At 68.2% G+C, this 19927-nt stretch carries 16 protein-coding genes; 9 read left to right on the plus strand and 7 right to left on the minus strand.

Annotated elements, in window-relative coordinates; all coding sequences use genetic code 11:
• Positions 1 to 203 precede the first annotated feature (203 nt).
• The 3 genes from H504_RS0119750 to H504_RS0119760 are packed head-to-tail and all read left to right on the plus strand — an operon-like array spanning position 204 to position 3027.
• Positions 204 to 1559 carry an aldehyde dehydrogenase family protein gene (locus tag H504_RS0119750; protein ID WP_026424176.1) on the plus strand — a complete coding sequence of 452 codons (1356 nt, stop codon included), beginning with the start codon at positions 204 to 206 and terminating at the stop codon, positions 1557 to 1559.
• 3 nt (positions 1560 to 1562) lie between these two features.
• Positions 1563 to 2324 (plus strand): 3-oxoacyl-ACP reductase, encoded by a 762-nt coding sequence (locus H504_RS0119755; protein ID WP_026424177.1) that lies wholly within the window; start codon positions 1563 to 1565, stop codon positions 2322 to 2324.
• Between the two features lie 4 nt (positions 2325 to 2328).
• Positions 2329 to 3027 carry a FadR/GntR family transcriptional regulator gene (locus tag H504_RS0119760; protein WP_026424178.1) on the plus strand — a complete coding sequence of 233 codons (699 nt, stop codon included), beginning with the start codon at positions 2329 to 2331 and terminating at the stop codon, positions 3025 to 3027.
• Between the two features lie 3 nt (positions 3028 to 3030).
• Here the strand turns inward: H504_RS0119760 and H504_RS0119765 are convergent, their stop codons facing one another.
• From H504_RS0119765 to H504_RS0119785, 5 genes are all read right to left on the minus strand, one after another.
• The gene (locus tag H504_RS0119765) at positions 3031 to 5337 is read right to left on the minus strand and encodes an ATP-binding protein (protein ID WP_211239362.1); all 2307 of its coding nucleotides are present in this window, start codon (positions 5335 to 5337) and stop codon (positions 3031 to 3033) included.
• A gap of 89 nt (positions 5338 to 5426) precedes the next feature.
• On the minus strand, positions 5427 to 6041 hold the full coding sequence (locus H504_RS0119770) for a DUF6879 family protein (protein ID WP_051386050.1): 615 nt from the start codon (positions 6039 to 6041) through the stop codon (positions 5427 to 5429).
• Positions 6042 to 6507: 466 nt separating this feature from the next.
• Entirely contained in the window at positions 6508 to 6678 is a 171-nt protein-coding gene (locus H504_RS40290; protein ID WP_084467902.1) for a DUF397 domain-containing protein, read from the minus strand.
• Positions 6675 to 6860, minus strand: coding sequence for a DUF397 domain-containing protein (locus H504_RS0119780; protein ID WP_026424181.1), 186 nt, complete (start codon positions 6858 to 6860; stop codon positions 6675 to 6677). The genes H504_RS40290 and H504_RS0119780 overlap by 4 nt, the downstream gene beginning before the upstream one ends.
• Positions 6857 to 7714 (minus strand): helix-turn-helix domain-containing protein, encoded by an 858-nt coding sequence (locus H504_RS0119785; protein WP_026424182.1) that lies wholly within the window; start codon positions 7712 to 7714, stop codon positions 6857 to 6859. Before H504_RS0119785 ends, H504_RS0119780 begins: the two co-directional genes overlap by 4 nt.
• Positions 7715 to 7831: 117 nt before the next feature.
• Here H504_RS0119785 and H504_RS0119790 point away from each other — a divergent pair, with 117 nt between their 5' ends.
• From H504_RS0119790 to H504_RS0119800, 3 genes are all read left to right on the plus strand, one after another.
• Positions 7832 to 8035, plus strand: a complete 204-nt coding sequence (locus H504_RS0119790; protein ID WP_026424183.1) for a hypothetical protein — start codon at positions 7832 to 7834, stop codon at positions 8033 to 8035.
• 83 nt (positions 8036 to 8118) lie between these two features.
• On the plus strand, positions 8119 to 9276 hold the full coding sequence (locus H504_RS0119795; protein WP_245614372.1) for a class E sortase: 1158 nt from the start codon (positions 8119 to 8121) through the stop codon (positions 9274 to 9276).
• A gap of 186 nt (positions 9277 to 9462) precedes the next feature.
• Positions 9463 to 14448 (plus strand): SdrD B-like domain-containing protein, encoded by a 4986-nt coding sequence (locus tag H504_RS0119800; RefSeq protein ID WP_026424185.1) that lies wholly within the window; start codon positions 9463 to 9465, stop codon positions 14446 to 14448.
• Between the two features lie 54 nt (positions 14449 to 14502).
• Here the strand turns inward: H504_RS0119800 and H504_RS0119805 are convergent, their stop codons facing one another.
• A complete protein-coding gene (locus tag H504_RS0119805) occupies positions 14503 to 14895 on the minus strand; it encodes a VOC family protein (protein WP_026424186.1) in 393 nt (130 codons plus the stop codon).
• Positions 14880 to 15185: an ArsR/SmtB family transcription factor gene (locus tag H504_RS43230; protein WP_026424187.1), complete on the minus strand. Its 306-nt coding sequence runs from the start codon at positions 15183 to 15185 to the stop codon at positions 14880 to 14882. The genes H504_RS0119805 and H504_RS43230 overlap by 16 nt, the downstream gene beginning before the upstream one ends.
• 392 nt (positions 15186 to 15577) lie before the next feature.
• Between H504_RS43230 and H504_RS0119815 the strand changes: the two genes are divergently transcribed.
• From H504_RS0119815 to H504_RS0119825, 3 genes are all read left to right on the plus strand, one after another.
• Entirely contained in the window at positions 15578 to 16294 is a 717-nt protein-coding gene (locus H504_RS0119815; protein ID WP_026424188.1) for a class I SAM-dependent methyltransferase, read from the plus strand.
• 94 nt (positions 16295 to 16388) lie between these two features.
• The gene (locus tag H504_RS0119820) at positions 16389 to 17132 is read left to right on the plus strand and encodes an ABC transporter ATP-binding protein (protein WP_026424189.1); all 744 of its coding nucleotides are present in this window, start codon (positions 16389 to 16391) and stop codon (positions 17130 to 17132) included.
• Positions 17132 to 19543 (plus strand): FtsX-like permease family protein, encoded by a 2412-nt coding sequence (locus H504_RS0119825; RefSeq protein WP_026424190.1) that lies wholly within the window; start codon positions 17132 to 17134, stop codon positions 19541 to 19543. The genes H504_RS0119820 and H504_RS0119825 overlap by 1 nt, the downstream gene beginning before the upstream one ends.
• The last annotated feature ends 384 nt before the right edge of the window (positions 19544 to 19927 follow it).

The raw sequence follows: 19927 nt of genomic DNA on the forward strand, positions 1-19927 counted from the left end.
CGGGTGAACGGCCTGGCGGCTTGGCGGTACTCGGCGGTCGCGCGGTCGGTGAACGGGTGGCCCGGCGCGAGTGGTGATTGGTCGGCGCGTGGTGGGTTGGGTTGGGTTGTGGCGGTGACGTCGCGATCCGCCTGTCGGTCCTCGGATGTCGGCTGGGTGGCGCGCGGTGGTCCGGCGGTCCGGGTTGTGGAGAGGGGTGCGCGGTGACCGCGTTCGACGTGATCAACCCGGCGACCGAGGAGGTTGTCGCCTCGGTCGAGTTGGCGGGTCTGGAGCAGGCCGACGCGGCGATTCAGCGGGCGGTGGGGGCGTTGCCGGGGTGGAAAGCGGTCTCGCCGGGGGATCGGGCGCGGGTGTTGCGGCGGTTCGCGGAGCGGGTGGACGCGGATCTGGAGAACCTGGCGCGGTTGGAGGTCACCAACGCCGGTCACACGATCGGGAACGCCCGTTGGGAGGCCGGCAACGTCCGTGACGTGCTGCACTACTACTCGGCGGCGCCGGAGCGGTTGTTCGGGCGGCAGATTCCGGTGCCCGGTGGGGTGAACGTGACGTTCGCCGAGCCGCTGGGTGTGGTCGGGGTGATCGTGCCGTGGAACTTCCCGATGCCCATCGCGGGGTGGGGGTTCGCGCCCGCGCTGGCGGCGGGGAACACGGTGGTGCTCAAGCCCGCCGAGTGGACGCCGTTGACCGCGCTCAGGTTGGCCGAACTGGCGCTGGAGGCGGGGATTCCCGAGGGTGTCTTCCAGGTCGTACCGGGGCGCGGCGACGTCGTCGGGCAGCGGTTCGTGACCCACCCGAGCGTGCGCAAGGTCGTGTTCACCGGGTCCACCAGGGTCGGCAAGCAGATCATGGCGGGCTGCGCCGAGCAGGTGAAACGGGTGACCCTCGAACTCGGCGGCAAGTCCGCCAACATCATCTTCGCCGACGCCGACCTGGCCAAAGCCGCCGCCACGGCACCGTCCGCGGTGTTCGACAACGCGGGTCAGGACTGCTGCGCGCGCTCGCGGATCTTGGTCCAGCGCTCGGTCTACGACGAGTTCATGGCCGAGTTCGAGCAGGCAGTCAAGAAGGTCAGGGTCGGCGCACCGGCGGACGAGTCCACCGAGATGGGTCCGCTGGTCTCCCAGGCGCACCGGGAGCGCGTCCAGTCCTATGTGGACGATGCGCCGGTTGCCTTCCGGGGCCAGGCACCGGACGGTCCCGGCTTCTGGTTCCCGCCAACGGTGCTCGGACCGGGCGACTACCGCGCGCTCACCGAGGAGGTCTTCGGCCCGGTCGTCTCCGTCCAGCCGTTCGACGACGAGGCCGACGCGGTCAAGATCGCCAACGACTCCGACTACGGCCTGTCCGGCTCGATCTGGACCCGCGACGTCGGTCGGGCGCTGCGGGTCGCGCGCGCCGTCGACGCCGGGAACCTCTCGGTCAACTCGCACTCGTCGGTGCGGTACTGGACGCCGTTCGGCGGGTTCAAGCAGTCCGGGCTCGGCCGCGAGTTGGGGCCGGACGCGCTCGCCGCGTTCACCGAGGTCAAGAACGTCTTCATCGACACCCAGGAGTGAGGCATGCGGCTTGAGGGCCGGGTAGCGGTGGTCACCGGCGGCGCCAGCGGGATCGGCCTGGCGTCCGTGCGACGGCTGGCGGCCGAGGGCGCGAAGCTGGTCGTGGCCGACATCGACCCCGAGAACGGGCAGAAAGCGGCCGATGAGGTGGGCGGCCTGTTCGTCAAGGTCGACGTCACCAGCGAGGCCGAGGTCCAGGCGCTGTTCCAGGCCGCCCAGGACACCTACGGCTCGGTCGACATCGCGTTCAACAACGCGGGCATCTCCCCGCCCGACGACGACTCGATCCTCACCACCGGCCTGGACGCCTGGCGCCGCGTGCAGGAGGTCAACCTGACCTCGGTCTACCTGTGCTCCAAGTACGCCATCGAGCACATGCGCCGCGCGGGCAAGGGCTCGGTGATCAACACGGCCTCGTTCGTGGCGGTGATGGGCGCGGCCACCTCGCAGATCTCGTACACCGCGTCCAAGGGCGGCGTGCTGGCGATGAGCCGGGAACTGGGCGTCCAGTTCGCCCGCGAGGGAATCCGGGTGAACGCGCTGTGCCCCGGTCCGGTGAACACCCCGCTACTGCGCGAGTTGTTCGCCAAGGACCCGGAGCGCGCCGCCCGTCGACTCGTGCACATCCCGCTCGGCCGGTTCGCCGAACCCGAGGAGATCGCGGGCGCGGTCGCCTTCCTCGCCAGTGACGACTCGTCGTTCATCACCGCGTCCCAGTTCCTGGTGGACGGCGGGATCTCCGGGGCCTATGTCACTCCCCTCTGAGCCGATGGACCCCGTGCTCGCCGACGCCCTGTTCCGGCCGGTACGCGCGGGCAACGCCTTCGAGGAAACCATGGAGCGGATGCTGCAGGCCATCCGCCTCGGCGTCGTACCCCCCGGCGGCCGACTACCCCCCGAACGGGAGTTGTCCGCCCGCCTGGGGGTCAGCCGGGTGACGCTGCGTGAAGCGCTGCGGGCGCTGCAGGAGTCCGGCCACGTCGAGTCCCGCCGCGGCCGCTATGGCGGCACCTTCGTCCGCCTCCCCGCGTCGGACCCGCTCCCCATGCCCCCACCGGGTGACGTCGAGGACATCCTCACCCTCCGCTACACCCTGGAAACCGGCGCCGCCGAAGTCGCCGCGTCGCGGTCGCTGACCCCCCAGGTCCGCCGCCACCTGCGCACCTGCCTCGCCGACTGCGCCAACGCCCCCACCGCCGACTACCGCCGCACCGACTCCCGCCTGCACCTGGCCATCGCCGAAGCCACCGCCGCCCCCTCCCTCACCGCCACCGTCGCCGACGCCCGCACCCGCCTCAACGCCCTCCTCGCCGCCATCCCCATCATCCCCACCAACATCGACCACTCAGACGACCAACACAAAACCATCATCGACGCCATCCTCGACGGCGACGCCCCCACCGCCCGCTCCGCCATGTCCGAACACCTCGCAGGCACAGCCGCCCTGCTACGCGGCTTCCTGACGTGAGCACTACTTGAGCTTCGCCTCGATCTCCCCACGGAGCGCCACCGCGCGAGGATCGTCAAACGGCGCAAGAAGTTCGTGCGCCAACCGCCACTGGTTTAGCTGTTGGGGAAGATCAGTGAGAGCGGCGGCGAGTCCGTCGCGGGCGATGGCCTCGTGCCAGGTGTGACCGAGTTCGTGCTGGGTCTTGGCTGCGGCGCGGTGGAAGTCGGCAGCCTCGTCGGCGCGGCCCAGGCGCTGGTAGACGACACCGGTGCCGTGCCAGGCGAGTGCTTCACGTTCGCGGTCGCCGATGCGGCGGTGCAGGGCAGCCGAACGCTGGTAGGCGGTGAGCGCTTCGTTGAATTGCCCGAGGGCGGTGTGCGCGTCGGCGACAGCCAGCAGCCAATAGCCCTCGACCAGGTGGTTGCGCAGGTCGAGGGCCAGGTCGACGGCTGTCTTCGCCAGGCGCAACGCGGTGGTGGCGTCGCCTTGGTCGAGGCGGATGGCGCTGAGTTGCCGCAGTGCGTGACCGACGTCCCGTTTGTTGCCGACCTCCTGGTTGAAGCGCAGCGACTGCTCCATGCCCGTGCGGGCCTCGTCGAGCCTGCCTGCTTCGAGGTGCACGCTCGCGATGTTCACGACGAGCAGGTTTTGCCAGTCGAGTGATTCGCCGCGATCGAAGATTTCCTTCGCTTCCCGAAAGCACGCTTCTGCGGCGACCAGTCGACGCCATCGCATGTTCGCGACGCCCAGCGCGTTCAGGGACTCGGCCAGGCCCGCCGAATCGTTCAACGTCCGGTACAGCTCCACTGATTGCGCGTGATTGGCCAGGCTCTCGCGCAATTGGTTGAGCTCGACGTGGGCGTACCCGAGGGCTCGGCGCAGGTCGGCTTCGCCCGTTCGGTCGCCGGTCCGGTGCGCTGCCCCCACTCCCGCGAGACCGACGGCGGGCCAAGTCGTGGCGGGCGCCGACGGTGCTCGCGCGTTCGCGGCCAACAACGCGAGGCGCCAGGCGTGGCTGTCCAGTCCGGCCTTGACGGCCGCGGCCACCAGCGCCGGAAAGTTGGTGTCTTCCGATTCGGCCCAGTCGGCGGCGCTGTCGTAGTCGGCGAACGGTTGCGGGGTGACCTCGCTGTCGTGATCCTTCAATGGTACGTGCCCATACGCGGGCGTGAGGCGTTCACGGGCCGCGCCTGCTGTGTGCAGGTACCAGTCGAGGACGCGCACCAGCGCCTTTTCGCGGCTTTCCGGCGTCTCGTCGATGTTGGCCTTGTCGAGGGCGTATGCGCGGAGGAGGTCGTGGAACTCGTAGCGGCCCGGGACGATTTGTTCGATCATGTGCGCGGCGACCAGGCTGTCCAGCAGTTGTCTGGTGCGGCGGACCGGGGTCGCCGACAACGCGGCTATCGAGTTGATTCCGAAGTCGTATCCGGGGTGCAGACCGAGCAGCCGGAACAGCCGGGCGGAATCGGGCGAGAGCGCGCGGTAGGACCAGGAGAACACCGGTTGGACCGATTCCTCCTCACCTTCGCCACCGACGCTGAGCATGTCCCACAGCGACGACTCGCCGCGCAGTCCCTCGATGAGTTCGTCGATGGAGGTGTGCGGGTGGCTCACCGCCCGTTCCGCGGCGATGCGGAGGGCGAGCGGGAGTCGGGCGCAGAGCCGGGCGAGCTCGGCCACCTTGTGCGGCGCGTCCTCGGTGCGGTAACCGGCGATGGTCTTGCGCAGCAGCGTGACGCTGTCCCGCTCGGTCAGCGTTCCGATGGTGACACGTCGGGCGCCTTCGTGAATGGTGAGGCTGGACAGTTGGTTGCGGCTGGTGATCAGCGTGACGCAGTTCGCGCCACCCGGTATCAGAGGACGCACTTGGCCTGCCGACGCGGCGTTGTCGAGGACAATGAGAATTGCCCGGTCCGCGACCAGTGATCGGTAGGTCGCCGCCGCGGTGTCGGTGTCCCCGGGCACCGCTGCGGCGGGAACACCCAGTTCGACCAGGAACCTGCTCAGCGCCATCAGGGCGTTGATCGGCGCGCCAGGGTCGTAGCCACGCAGGTTGATGTACAACTGCCCATCCGGGAACCGGGGCGCCAACCTGTGGGCCTGCCGAATGGCGAGCGCGGTTTTGCCCACGCCCGCCATCCCGGTGATGATGTGCACGGCGCCCGCGTTCGGGCGGCCCACCTGTTCGGCAGCCAGCTTGTCCATCAACCGCATCTCCTTCGTGCGGTTGATGAACGTCGGGATGTCCGCGGGCAGTTGCCGCGGGCGCCGCGCGACAGGGCGCTCGACCTTCTCCGTGGTGTGATGGAGGTGGATCCCACCGCTCACCGCCCCGGCTTGTACCACGTCCCGTGAATCCCCAGTGATCTCCGACTGGGTTTCCGGAAGTCCGTCCTCACGTCCACCCACCCTGTTTTCTACACATCCTTCAGCGTTCGAGTTGTGTAGTCGACGACGTCTTCACCGGATTCGTACAGCCGTGCGGTGAAGGTCTGCCAGTGCTCGATCTTGTGCTGGTCGACATGGCGCACCCCACCGTCCAGGGCGCCCGATGCGGTGTAGATGACTTCGTAGAGAGTCTGGCCGCCGAGGGTGACGACTTCAGGAAGAACGCCATCGACCTCCAGGTGCCTGATCGCCTCGGCGTGGACGACGCGAATCTTGTTCCCGCATTCGGCCTGCGCTCGCAGCAGTAGCATCTCCCAGTGGAGATAGGGTGTCAGTGGCTCCTCCACTATGCGAACCCGGTAGAAGGTTGTGCCGTTCGCGTTGTCTTGAGCGACCCAGTTCGCGAACTCGGCCCGGCCTTCATCGATGGCTCGCCGGGCCGCGCTCCGATCGCCCCGGTGGAACTCGTCGCTGCCGAGGTGGTGTTCCTCGAAATACTGGCTCCGCTCGAACTTCCACGAGTCCCTGCCTCGGATCGCGCGCTGCCGTTCCGCGAAATCCGCTCTGTACTGCGCCAAAGCCAGCCGCTCGCCCGTCCCCGGTGTCAAGGTGAGGGCAGCCCGATCGAGGTCAAGCATCGGCATCGGTCAGATCGCGTCCGATGACCGCGACATCACCGTTGTCCATCGCCCAGATCTCCGGACAACCGTCGCGTACGCCACTCCTGGGTTCGTCCAACAAGGCCGCTGGTTTGCCAAGACGACAAGCGAAGCCGGCCGACGGGTCCGCTTCCCCGATTCGGTTCATGATGTTCCCTCAGGCCGATGACGAAGTCCCGTACACGGTATCGCCGGGGTGAGGTGGACTCAATCACCCTGGCGGGCGCCGGGCGCGCAGTGGTGTCGAATTGTCGAGCGGCGGGCTGGAGATCGCGATATGACGACCGGACGCCCCGGATCAGGAGTGGTGTCCCGGGGCACGTGCGGGAACCGGCGCTAAGACCGCTGGATTGTGCGCGGAGCGTGTCTTGGCGACGTCACATGACGGATTCGTGACAGCGGGGGGCCTGGGTGTGGTGGCCCCCGAAGTTGGTCGGGGGCCACCGGTGGGTCAGCGGACCGTGGTGAGGAATGTGGTGAAGGAGGGGGTGGGGAAGCGGAGGGTGGCGGTGGTGTGTTTGCTGTCCCGCAGGTGGACGGCGGTGGGGGTGGGGCGGGCGATCTCGACGCAGTTGTTGTTGCCGCCTGCGGCGCCGGAGAAGGTGCTGCGGTGCCAGGTCATCGGGTGATCCCGGTGAGGAATGTTGTGAAGTTCTCCTGCGTGAAGTGGAGCGTGGGGGTGGTGTGCTTGCTGTCGCGCAGGTGCACAGTGGACTCGGTGGTGGGGCGGGCCACCTCGACGCAGGCGTTGTTGCCGCCGCCGGCTCCGCTGCGGCTGCTGCGGCGCCACTGAAGGTCGTTCACTTGCTCAAACTCCTCACTCTGGCGCGGATCACCTCCGCGCTCTCCTCGGGGTTCAGGGCCTGGGCCCGAACGTCATCGAACATGGCTTGGAAATGCCGGACGTCGTGTTCATTCTCCACCCACACGCCACCTGCGGGGTGCTCCAGATACACCACATCCGAGTCACCTTCGTCGCCGAAGGTCATGATCCAGCAACCGCCGGACATGTTGCCGTAGGCACCCGTCTCGAACGGGATGACATGCACGGTCACGTTTGGTTGCTCGATGAGGTCGAGTAGATGCTTCAACTGGTCGTGAAGCACCTTGCGCCCACCGACTTCGCGGTAGAGCACGGCCGTGTCGAGGCAGATGCATACCTGCATGGCATCGGGGTCTTCGAGGTATCGCTGGCGTTCCATCCGGATGTTGACCAGTTCATCCACATCGGACGAGACATCGCGAGTGCGCTTGGCGGAGTCGAAGACAGCCATGGCGTACTCCGCCGTCTGGAGCAGCCCAGGGACCAGTGAGGTCTCAAGGATGAACAACTGCTCGGCCTCGCGTTCGGTGTTGACGAGTTCGCGGAAGGCTTTGGGGGAGTCGGCGGGGAGGCGGATTTTGGGCATGGTGACGGACGCGGCGTCGTAGAGGGTGCTGGCGTGGGTGTAGGCGGTGGGGTCGGCGCCGTAGTAGCCGAGGAGGAGTTTCACGGCGGGCCAGCCGGGTTTGTAGATGCCGTTCTCGTACCGGCTGATGGTGCTCTCTTCGGTCTTGAGCTCGTTCGCGGCGTCGGCCGCGCGCAGGCCTGCTGCTTCGCGGAGGTCGCGCAGGTATCGGCCTAGTCGCTTCTTGCGTCGGGTCGGTGTTGCCGCCATGGACGGAGCGTAGCGACTGTCCGAGTGAGGCACGTGTACTCGATTGGGGCGTTGTGGGAGCAAGTTGCTCGACACTAGCTTGGCGGAACATCAATCAACCAAGGGAAGGTGCTACTCATGCGGTCCGATCTGGAGATCAACACCTGGGCGAAGGTCAGCGACACCTGCGACATCTCGGTGGCCGTGGAGGGCGGTGACCTGTCCGTCCAGTTCCGCGGCCAGCTCGACAACTTCGAGATGCTGTTCAGCCCCGCGGGCCTCGACCAGCTCATCGCCGCGGCCACCCGCGGCCGCGACCTGCTCAAATCCGCCGCGGTGTGACCCAGCGCCCGCCGCCGGGTGTCCGATTCACAGTCCACCCACGCTCCCGTGCCGTACCTTGGTAGGGCCGAGTGGAGCAGGGGGTGAGTCAAGTGCAGGACGACCGGCGGCGGGTCCGCCCGCCCGACTACGACACCCCGATGTCCGGCAGCCTCACCGACCCACCCGTCCCCGCCAACACCCACCCGCCGGTGAACGGCAGGCCCCGAAGCAACGGTCAGGCCCCCGTCAACGGCAGGCGACCGGTGAACGGCCGTCCGGTGCGCCGGCCGCACCCGGCTGAGGCGCGGACCGAGTTCATCCCCGCCATCCGCCCCGATGACGAGCCGACCGAGTTCATCCGGGCTCATCGCGGCAGTCTCGCGGCCGGCTACCAGGACCCCGAGACTGTCCGCATCGACCCGGAAACCGACCCCGAACCTGCTGAGGCCAAGCCCGCCCGGAAGAAGTTGGGCGCGGGCTATGTCGCCGTTCGCTCGATCGGGGAGGTGATGGTGACCCTCGGTCTGGTGGTCCTGCTGTTCGTGGTCTACGAGGTGTGGGTCACCGACATCATGTCGGCGGAGAAGCAGGCTGAGGCCACCACTGCGATGGACGACCAGTGGAACCAGCCGGTCGACCCGCGGCGGCAGACGCAGTTCCAGTTCGCCGATGGGCAGGGGGTCGCGAAGCTGTACGTGCCCGCGCTCGGCGAGGACTACCACTTCACCATCGTCGAAGGCACCACTGAGGACGACTTGGCGATCGGGCCGGGGCACTACGTCAAGTCCGCCCTTCCCGGTCAGCCCGGCAACTTCGCCGTCGCGGGGCACCGGGTCGGCAAGGGGGCGCCGTTCAACGACCTGGATCTCATCCAGTCGTGTGACGCGATCGTCGTGGAGACCCAGGCGTCGTGGTTCGTGTACCGGTTGTTGCCGACCACGGACGACGCGAAGAACTGGGGCGCGAAGGCCGCCGACCCGGCGTGCAAGGGGGTCGCGCCGCAGACCGGTGCCTACTCCCGGGCGGTCGGCCGCCAGATCGTCACCCCGAACCAGGGGGAGGTCGTGGCACCCGTTCCGGGTAACCCGGCTGCCACCGTCCCGGTCGACCAGCGGCAGAAGATGATCACGTTGACCACCTGCCACCCGAAGTTCTCCAACCGGCAGCGGATGATCCTGCAGGGCATCCTGGTGCGCGAGCAGCCCAAGAACCCGGCCGACCCCAAGGCGCTGCCCGCGGAGCTCGCCGAGACGCGGTAGGCCCGGTGGTCGAAGGTCCACTTCAAACAGTCCTGACCTGCATCGTTACCGACATCTACCCATCCCGGTGAACATGTGACCACCGGCTCGCGCCCGGCGAACACGCACGGCAGATTCCGATTCGTCGGAAACTGTCTGCCTGCATGGGAGTCGAGGATGTCCACAACGAGAGGTGTTCGCCGTCTCGTGGCCGCGGCACTGGCGACGGTGACAGCCGCGGCCGGGGTAGTCGTGGTCGCGGCCGCGCCGGTGGACGCCACCGTGGTGCGCCCGTTCACCAAGAACTACGACGAGAAGGTGTACGGCGACTTCGTGCAGACGGGCAACGGCTCCATGCGCTGCCCCGACCCGACCGACCCGGTCGACCCGTTCGGCGAGGCCCGGAGCAACTGCGCGGGCGCGCAGGCCCGTACCTACACCGCCGCGACCGGCATCAACGACGACTACTACATGCGCTGGGCTGACACCGACAGCCTCATCCCGACCTGGAACTCCAGCTCCGGCAGCGTCTCCATCCCGGTGGGCGCCAAGATCGACTTCGCCCGGTTGAACTGGGCGGGCAACACCGGCACCGTGCGCGGCACCGACGGCACCATCAACGAGGACCCGGGGTGCAGCACCCGGCAGTACCTGGCCGACGCGGGCAACGCGAACACCCCCTCCGGCACCCCCGAGTCCACCCAGGTGTGGGTGACCGCGGGCAGCAGCTCGATCACCGTCCCCCCGCAGACCATCAGCCGCGACGCGCTGGCGAACGTGGGTGACGCGCAGGCCCAGTACTACACCGCCTACGCCGACGTCACCTCGTTCATGCAGGGCAACCTGAGCGGCGGGTCGAACACGATCAGCATCGGCAACGTGTGGACCCCGGAGGGCTTCGGCTGCTTCTCCGGCTGGTCGCTGGTGGTCGTGTGGTACTTCGACGGCCCGAATCCGAGCGCGACCACCGCGCACCAGGTGTCCATCTACGACGGCCACGTCCGGCAGTCCTCCTCGGACTCCGCCACCACCGTCAACCTCTCCGGGTTCCGCGCGGCCAGCAGCTCCGCGCGCGTCGGCGTCACGACCTACGAGGGCGACTTCAACCTCACCGGTGACACCTTCTCGGTGAACTCCACAGCGGTGACAGAGCCGTACAGCGGCGGCACGACCTCGAACTTCTTCGTGTCCAACGCCGACAGCGCCGTGAGCCCGTCCGTAGCCAACAACATGAGCGTGGACGCCAAAACGTTCACCACGACTCTTATCCCGGCGGGCACGACCACGGCAAGTCTCTCGTTCGCCACAACGAGCGACACCTACCTGGCACAGAACATCGTCGTGTCGATCCCGGTACCGGACCTCTACATCAGCAAGACGCTGACCTCCGCGGGCCCCTTCAAGTCCGGTGACACCGTCGGGTACAGCATCTCTGTTACGGCTACCGGCGGCGATGCCACCGCCGTTTCGGTCTCCGACCCGAACGCGACCAACTGCAGTAAGACGATCGGTTCGCTGCTGAGCGGTAACCCGAACACATACACGTGTACCGGCACAGCCCAAGCCAACAGCTTCACCAACACAGCAACGGCATCAGGGCTGAGCGCGTACAGCGATGAGATCTCCTCGGACGGTTCGGTGGACGTGACGGTCATCCACCCGTCGCTCGCGATCACCAAGACGCCGGACAAGGCGAACTACGCGACCGGCGAGACCATCACCTTCACCATCACCGTCCACAACGACGGTGACAGCCCGCTGACCGCCGTCTCGGTGTCCGACCCGAGCCTGCCCGCCTGCAACAAGAACATCGGCGCGCTCGGCACCGGCGGGTCGAACAACTACACGTGCACGGCCACCGCGCCGATCGTGGGCGACAGCAACACCGCGACCGTTACCGGTACCGACCAGACCAACGCGACGGTGACCAAGTCCGTCACCACGTCCGCGCCGACCGTGGGCACCATCTCCGGTCGCGTGTTCTCCGACCGCAACAACAACGGCAACTTCGACGTTGGCACCAACGACACCGGTATCAGCGGCGTGTCCGTTGTCCTGACCGGTACGAAGACCAACGGCGGCGCCACGGTCAACATCCCGACCACCACGGCCTCGGACGGCACGTACTCCTTCACGGCGGTCGAGGCGGGCACCTACCAGGTGACGGAGACCACCCCGTCCGCCTACGACGACGGCATCGACACAGCGGGCGTCAACGCCACCAACGGCCCGGACGACATCATCAACGTCACGCTCACGGCAGGCCAGAGCAGCACGGGCAACAACTTCGCCGAGCGGGCCACGTCGTCGCTGGTCGGCTACATCTACGTCGACACCAACAACAACGGCGTCAAGGACATCGGCGAGAACGGCCTGGTCGAGGAGCAGGTGACGCTGACCGGCACCGACTCCGACAGCCACACCTACAACGTCGCGGCTTACACGGACGGGTCCGGCAAGTTCACCGTCCCGGCGCTGCGACCGGGTACCTACACGCTGACCAAGACGCAGCCGTCGGGCTACCTCGACGGCAAGGAGACGGTCGGCAACGCCACCGGCACCTTGTCGCCGCCCTACGCGATCTCGACCATCACCCTCGCCGCGCGGACGACCGGTAGCGGCTACCTGTTCGGCAACTACCTGGCGACCGGGATTTCCGGCACCGTGGTCGACGACGGCAACAACCCGATCCAAGGTGTCTCGATCGCACTGTCGGGTCAGTCGAGCGGCACGACGACAACGAACGCCTCCGGTGTGTTCTCGTTCCCGAACCTTGCGCCGGGCACGTACACGCTGACCGAGACCCAACCGCCCGCTTACGGCGACGGACCCGAGTCCTCCGGCAGTCCCGCGGGCAACATCTCCGTCAACGACGTCATCAGCGGGATCAACCTGCTGTCCGGCGTACCCGGTACCGGCTACAAGTTCGCGGAGACGCGGGGTTCCGTCTCCGGCTTCGTGTTCGACGACTACAACAACAACGGCATCAAGGACGCCGGTGAGCCCGGTATCGCGGCCGCGCTGGCGTTGACCGGTACGGCCACCGGCGGTGGTGCGGTCACCCAGAACGTCACCTCCAACGCCAGCACCGGCGCGTACAGCTTCACGAACCTGCTCGGCGGTACCTACCAGATCGTCGAGACCACGCCGGTAACGCGGTTGGACGGCAAGGACACGGTCGGCAACTCCAGCGGTACGCACTCATCGACGGACACGATCTCCGGCATCGTCCTGGCCGGTGGTTTCGCCGCGACCGGTTACACGTTCGGCGAACTCGTCCCGTCGTCACTGGCGGGCACGGTGACCAACAACTCCGTCACGCCGGGTCCGCTGAAGAACATCACCATCACGCTGACCGGCACCGACGACCTGACCAACCCGGTCAACCTGACCACGACCACCGCCAACGACGGCACCTACTCGTTCACCAACCTGCGTCCGGGCGAGTACTCGCTCGTCGAGACGCAGCCGACCGGGTACGCCGACGGGTCCGCGACACCGGGTGACGAGGGCGGCACCCCCGTCACACCCAACGTCATCACCGGGATCGGCCTCGACCCGAACAAGACGTCCGTGGGCTACGACTTCACCGACAACCTGAACTCGCTGTCCGGTGTCGTCTTCCAGGACAACAGCAAGGACGGGATCAAGCAGGTCGGCGAGCCGGGCATCCCGGACGTGGTGCTGCACCTGACCGGTACCGACGTCAACAGCAACACCGTCAACGTCACGGCGACCACCAAGGCGAACGGCACCTACCTGTTCCCCGACCTGGTCGCGGGCAACTACGTGCTCGACGAGGACCAGCCGGACACGTACAACGACGGCATCGACACCCCGGGTACCGCGGGCGGTACGACCAGCGGCGACGACACGATCATCGGCATCGTGCTGCCGACGGGTGAACCGGCCACCGGCTACACCTTCGCCGAACTGCCGGATCGGGTCAGCGGCACCGTGTGGCTCGACGTGGACGGCGACGGGCTGATCGGCCAGACCGAGACCACCTTCCTGCCGAACGTGACCGTCGACCTGGAGAACAGCGGCGGGACCGTGATCACCACGACCACGACCGACAACAGCGGTCACTACGCGTTCGAGGACCTGCCGCTGGGCAGCTACATCGTGGTCGAGCACCAGCCCGACGGGTACGGCTCGTCGACGCCGAACTCGGTGCCGATCACGCTGGTGCAGCTCAACCCGACGACGATCTCCGGCAAGGTGGTCAACTTCGGCGAGCAGCTCGGCCAGATCGGTGACTTCGTGTGGAGCGACACCAACGGCAACGGCGTCCAGGACTCCGGCGAACCCGGCGTCTCCGGCCTGACCGTCACCCTCTACAACGAGTCCGGCGGGGTGGTCACCACCACCACGACCAACGGCGACGGCAACTACCACTTCCTGAACCTGATGTCCGGGACGTACTCCGTCGGCGTGACCCTGCCCACCGGCAAGGTGTTCACCAAGCCGTACGTGACCGGTGACGACAAGAACTCCGACATCAACTGGGTCACCGGCAAGACCGCCGCGCTGGCCATCGTGCCGGGGATCGACGGGAAGATCCCGCAACTGACCAACGTCGACGCGGGTCTGGTCAACAAGCTCACCGACCTCTCGGTCGGCGTGGTCACCCCCACGCCGAGCGCGAACGTGGGCAACACGGTCATCTTCACCGCCACGGTCAAGAACGTCGGTACCGTGCCGGTCGTCGGCGCCAAGACGACGATCACCGTCCCGAACGGACTGAAGATCACCTCGGCGGGCGGCACCGCCGTCGCCGCGGCCAGTCAGAGCGACTTCGCCGTCGAGGGTGACGCCGCCGCGGCGGCCGCGACACCGTGGACCTGCACGATCTCCGGGCAGACGGCCACCTGCACGACGGACGCCACCATCGTCCCCGGTCAGGAACTCGGCGCGGTCACGGTGAACACGACGGCCCTCACGACGGTCACGGACACCACGGCCACCGCCGCGGTCGCCCTCGCCGACGGCAGCCCTGACGACAACTCGGCCAACGACAACGCCGTCGCCCAGGTCGCCGTCACCGTCCCGACCACATCGGACACGTCCGGCACGACGCTGGTCAACACGGGCGCCGACGTGAAGTGGCCGTTCTTCGGCGGCCTCATCCTCCTGCTCGTCGGCTGCGTCACCGTGTTCGTGACCCGCCGCAAGCGCCGCGGGAACGAGTAAGCGCTGGTAGTCGAAAGCCCGCCGGTCACCACGACCGGCGGGCTTTCGCCTGTCTCAGGCCGTGGTGTACTGGGCGATCTGGAGCAGGTTGCCGCACGTGTCGTCCAGCACGGCCGTGGTCACCGGGCCCATCTCCAGCGGCTCCTGGGTGAACACGACCCCCAGGTCGCGCAGCCGGGCGAACTCGGCCCGCACGTCGTCCACCGCGAACGACGCCGCCGGGATGCCGTCGGCCACCAGGGCTTCCTTGTACGGCCGCACCGCGGGGTGTTCGGACGGCTCCAGCAGCAGTTGCGTGCCGTCCGGGGCCTCGGGGGAGACGACGGTGAGCCAGCGGTGCTCGCCGAGCGGGATGTCGGTCTTGGTCCGGAAGCCGAGGACCTCGGTGTAGAACCGCTCGGCGCGCGCCTGGTCGTCGACGAAGACGCTGGTCAGGTGGATTCGCATGGGGGGTGCTCCGGGGGGTGGGGCCTGAGCCAGCGGGTGGCGATCTGCTCAAGCGGGTCGGTGTTGAGGTCGTGGAACTTGTAGCGGCCCTGCCGCCGGGTGCGGACCAGGTCGGCGGCCTCCAGCACGGCCAGGTGCTGGCTGACGGCCTGGCGGGTCAGGCCGAGGCCGTGCCTGCCGACCAGCCGGGCGCAGATCTCGAACAGGGTCTGGCCGTCCCGCTCCGCCAGCTCGTCCAGGATGCGCCTGCGGGTCGGGTCGGCCAGTGCCCTGAACAGCTCGTCCGCCACCCGGCCACGATAGGCAAGTGAGTACTTGCCTGACAAGTCCGACGAATGCGTTGCGCGCGGGTGAATAGCCGGAATTGGGTGCCGCCAATGCGGAAACCACCAATTATGGCCCAGTCGCGCCAGGCATTCGCCCCCGGGTCGTGTGAAAGATATTCGCAGGTCGACCGGGGTGGCGACCGGCCACTCGCCACACATCGGCCGTCCACAGTGGAGGTCGAGCTGCGACACTTCGTGGCCGACCGTCACATCATGTAAGACAAGTCACGCGATGGTGGGGTTATTTCGTTACCCAATTTCACCTGTTCAGCCCAAATTGTGGATCAACGTCTTGTGCGAGTAGCGATTGCGACGTAAACCATCATCCATCAGTGGGATAAGTGGGTGGAGGCATGATGGGTGAGCCGGTCAACGCGAACTGGCAGGGTTTCTGGACGGACCTGCCGCACGAGCAGGGCCTCGCGGTGTGGGACAGCTCACCCGCGGTGACCGCGACCGCGCAGCTCCCGCTGTTCGAGCAGCACTTCGCCGTCGACCTGCCGGTGCTGGACGTCGGCTGCGGCAACGGCACCCAGTCGGCCGCGCTGCGCGGGCACTACGCGCGGGTCATCGGCCTCGACTTCGCGCCCGCCGCCATCGAGCACGCGACCAGCATCCAGGCCGGGTCCGGCGTCGAGTTCCGCACCTTCGACCTCGCCGACACCGCGGCCGCCGAGCGGCTGCACACCGAGCTCGGCGACACCAACGTCTACATGCGCGGCGTGCTGCACCAGATGCCGGACGAGCGCAGGGCGGACGCGGCCCTGTCCCTGCGGACACTGCTCGGGGCGAGCGGCCACCTGTTCGCCGTCGAGCTCGCCCCCGCCGCGGGCGAGACGATCAAGGACGCGATCGACCAGGGCCCCGACTCGGTGCCGAAGATGCGCCAGGTGTTCAAGCACAACCTCACCCCGGCCGCCTGGGTCGACGGCAAGCTGCGGCAGGTGCTCACCGGCGCCGGGCTGGTCATCCTGGACAGCGGCGCGGTCACCCTGGAGGGCACCGACTTCCTGCCCAACGGCGACCGGCTCGACCTGCCGATGACCTACGTCGTCGCGCGCGCCGAGGGGTAGGGGCAGCCCCACCCGGGACCCGCCTGCCAGCGCCATGGGTCGCGGCGGCACCGCGCCATAACGTCATTCCCGAGTCCACACTTGACCCGGGGAGATCGACGTGACTGACGCGGTGCGCCTGACCCAGGTGCGCAAGACCTACGGCAAGGGCGGCGGCGCCGTCACCGCGCTCGACGGCGTGAGCATCGGATTCCCGCGCGGGACCTTCACCGCGGTGATGGGCCCGTCCGGCTCCGGCAAGAGCACCTTCCTGCACTGCGCCGCCGGGCTGGACCGGCCCACCACGGGCTCGGTCGAGCTGGCCGGGGTGGAGCTGACCGGGCTCGGCGAGAAGCAGCTCACCCGGCTGCGCCGCGAGAAGATCGGCTTCGTCTTCCAGGCGTTCAACCTGCTGCCCGCGCTGACCGTGGCGCAGAACATCGCGCTGCCGCTCAAGCTCGCGGGCCGCAAGCCCGACCGTGCCGCGATGGCCGAGGTGGTGCGGCGGGTCGGCCTGCACGACCGGCTCGGCCACCGCCCGGCGCAGTTGTCCGGCGGGCAGCAGCAGCGGGTCGCGATCGCGCGGGCGCTGGTCACCCGCCCCGCGGTGATCTTCGCCGACGAGCCGACCGGCGCGCTGGACACCCGCACCGCCCGCGAGGTGCTCGGCCTGCTGCGGGACTCCGTCACCGCGGGCGGCCAGACCATCGTCATGGTCACGCACGACCCGGTCGCCGCCTCGTTCGCCGACCGCGTCGTCTTCCTCGCCGACGGCGCCCTGGTCGGCGAGCTGTACCAGCCGACCCCGGACGCGGTCGCCGAGCGGATGACCCACCTCGGCGCCTGGGCGGTCGTCTGATGTTGGGCATCGCGCTGCGCACCCTGCGCTTCCGCAAGGGCGGCTTCCTCGGCACCTTCATCGCCGTGCTGTTCGGTGCCACGCTCATCCTGGCCTGCGCGGGCCTGATGGAGACCGGCATCCGCACCGCCGTCCCGCCGCAGCGGATGGCGGGCGCGGACCTCCAGGTCGTCGCCCCGCACACCTTCGAGCTGGCGCACAACGCGCCGGACGAGGAACACCCGAAGACCGAATCCGCGTTGCTGCCCGAGCAGGTCCGGCTCGAAGCATCCATTGTGGACAAGGTGCGGGCCGTTCCCGGCGTGCGCTCGGCGGCGCCGGACTACTCGTTCCCGGTGATCGTCAACGGGGTGCCCGCGTCGGCGCACGGGTCTTCGTCGTCCGGGTCGACGGTGGCGGCGGGGCAGATTTTGGTGCCAGGTGGGGGAAGCGGGCAGGTCACGGTCGTCTACCGGGGGAAGTCCCACGAGTTCTCCGTGGTCGGGTCCGCGCCGGAGCCGGTGTTCGCCGACGCCGACGTCGCCGAGCTGGCCGGACGGTCCCAAGTGGACAGCGTGGCGGTGGTGGCCGAACCCGGTACCGACCTGACCGCGCTCGCCGATCGCCTCGCCCCGCTGGGCCAGGTCCTCAGCGGCGACGAGCGCGGTCTCGTCGAACACCCGGCGGCCGAGGCCAAGGGGGAGGGGCTGATCGCGATGTCCGGCGTGATCGGCGGCTTCGCGATCACCGTCGCGATCTTCGTCGTCGCCTCGACCCTGGGCCTGTCGGTGCGGCAACGCGCCCGCGAACTCGCCCTGATGCGCGCCATCGGCACGACACCGGGCCAGTTGCGCCGAATGGTGCTCGCCGAGTCGATGCTGGTCGCCCTGGTCGCCACGGTGCTCGGCTGCGTCCCGGGCCAGTGGGTCGGTGGATTCCTGTTCGACCGGCTGCAGGAAAAGGGGGTTGTCGACTCCGGGGTCGTGTTCCACTCCGGGTGGATTCCGATGATCGTCGCCATTGGCGCCGGATTGCTGACCGCCCTGGGCGCCGCGCTCATCGCCGCCCGCCACGCGGCCCGAACCCGCCCGACCGAGGCGCTGGCCGAGTCGTCTTTGCAAAAGCGGTGGTTGACCCTTCCGCGCGCCATTCTCGCCTTCCTCGCCCTGGGCGGCGGAATCGCGCTGGTCATCGTGACCATCACCGTGATGGAAGGGCCCGCCGCCGCGGCCACCGCGGGTCCGTCGGTGATGTTGTGGGCCCTCGCCCTGGCGTTGATCGCCCCCGGCGTCACCCGATTCGTCCTCGGCGCCATCCGCCTGCCGCTGCGGTTGGTCAGCGGGGTCCCGGGGGAACTGGGCCTGCTCAACGCGCGTGCCCGCACCGTTCGGCTGGCCTCCGCCGTCGTCCCGATCATGCTGGCGACCGGCATCGCCACCTCGAACATCTACCTGAACACGACCATGAGCGCCCTCAACAGCGAGGCCTACGCCAGTACCCTCCGCGCGGACGCGATCGTGACCTCACCGGTCGGACTGCCGGTCGACCTGGCCGACCGCCTGCGCGCCACCCCCGGCGTGAGCGCCGCGTCCTCGCTCGTCAGCACGCACATGTTCATCGTCTCGCCGTATTTGTCCGGCCAGGACGACAACGGAATCCCCGTCCAGGGAGTGTCCGGCGACATCGCCGAAACCACCGCGGTGCGAATGACCAGCGGCTCGCTGGATTCGCTTTCCGGAACCACCGCCGCCGTCCCGGAATCACTCGGCTACCACGTCGGCGACCAACTCGGCATCCGCCTGGGCGACGGGACTCCTGTCACCATTCGAGTGGTCGCGACCTTTACCGGCGTGCAGGGGTTCGAAACTGTTCTGCTGCCCGCGTCTCTGGTGATTCCGCACACGACTCTTGGGCTGCCGCACCAAATCCTGACCCGGGGCGACCCCGCCGCTGTCGCCGCTGCTGTGGCCACGGTTCCCGGCGCCATGGTCGGCACTCGCAGCGACCTGACCGCCGCCTTCGACAAGGGCCAGGACGTGGGCGAATGGGTCAACTACCTGCTGGTCGGCCTGATCATGGCGTACACGGTGATCTCGGTGGTCAACACCCTGGTCATGGCCACCGCCAACCGCCGCCGCGAGTTCGGCCTGCAACGCCTCACCGGGTCCAGCCGGGGGCAGGTCCTGCGCATGATGGCCATGGAGGGAACGGTGGTGTCGATCATCGGCCTGGTCCTGGGCACCCTGATCGCCGTGCTCACCCTCGCCCCGTACACCCTGATCGCCGACAGCAGCCTGATGCCACACGGACCCCTCTGGATCTACCTGTCCATCATCGGCGTGATGGCCGTCCTCGCCATGGCCGCCACGGTGATCCCCACCTGGACGGCCACCAAAACCCGCCCGGTCGACGCGGCCGTCCTGCCCGAGTAGTCGCGGTCCCAGGCCGCCACCGCGGGCGGCCTGGGTGCGTCCCGGTGGACAGCGGTTATCCACAATGCCGTAGCTGTCCACACCCCAACTTGGTCCCCTCTTGACAAGCCGCGTTTCGCGCTATTCTCAGGAATGGGCCCCGGTGCCCCGGGTGGGCGGGCTCCTGTCTGGACCACGGCGGCGTTTCCGTCAAGTGCGCGGCGGGCCTCGATTGGTTGAGGTTGGACGTGGGGTTGTGCACAGGCCGTCGGGTTGTCCACAGAGGGTTATTCAGAGCGTGCGTAGAAGTAGAGTCCGATGACTGCCGTGATGGTGGCCGGGAACGTGTTGGGTGGTCTCCGGTAGTCGGTGTGGAGGACGCGCCAGGTCTTCAGGTGGGCGATG

It is taken from the genome of Actinokineospora inagensis DSM 44258 (assembly GCF_000482865.1).
In the GTDB taxonomy this organism is placed as follows: domain Bacteria; phylum Actinomycetota; class Actinomycetes; order Mycobacteriales; family Pseudonocardiaceae; genus Actinokineospora; species Actinokineospora inagensis.

Excerpts from the sequence above, each read along its gene's own strand:
- H504_RS0119805 (WP_026424186.1), bottom strand. The coding sequence starts at position 14,895 with ATGCGAATCCACCTGACCAGCGTCTTCGTCGACGACCAGGCGCGCGCC.
- H504_RS0119760 (WP_026424178.1), top strand. The coding sequence starts at position 2,329 with ATGGACCCCGTGCTCGCCGACGCCCTGTTCCGGCCGGTACGCGCGGGC.
- H504_RS0119770 (WP_051386050.1), bottom strand. The coding sequence starts at position 6,041 with ATGCCGATGCTTGACCTCGATCGGGCTGCCCTCACCTTGACACCGGGG.
- H504_RS0119815 (WP_026424188.1), top strand. The coding sequence starts at position 15,578 with ATGGGTGAGCCGGTCAACGCGAACTGGCAGGGTTTCTGGACGGACCTG.
- H504_RS0119755 (WP_026424177.1), top strand. The coding sequence starts at position 1,563 with ATGCGGCTTGAGGGCCGGGTAGCGGTGGTCACCGGCGGCGCCAGCGGG.
- H504_RS0119790 (WP_026424183.1), top strand. The coding sequence starts at position 7,832 with ATGCGGTCCGATCTGGAGATCAACACCTGGGCGAAGGTCAGCGACACC.
- H504_RS0119825 (WP_026424190.1), top strand. The coding sequence starts at position 17,132 with ATGTTGGGCATCGCGCTGCGCACCCTGCGCTTCCGCAAGGGCGGCTTC.
- H504_RS40290 (WP_084467902.1), bottom strand. The coding sequence starts at position 6,678 with ATGACCTGGCACCGCAGCACCTTCTCCGGCGCCGCAGGCGGCAACAAC.
- H504_RS0119785 (WP_026424182.1), bottom strand. The coding sequence starts at position 7,714 with ATGGCGGCAACACCGACCCGACGCAAGAAGCGACTAGGCCGATACCTG.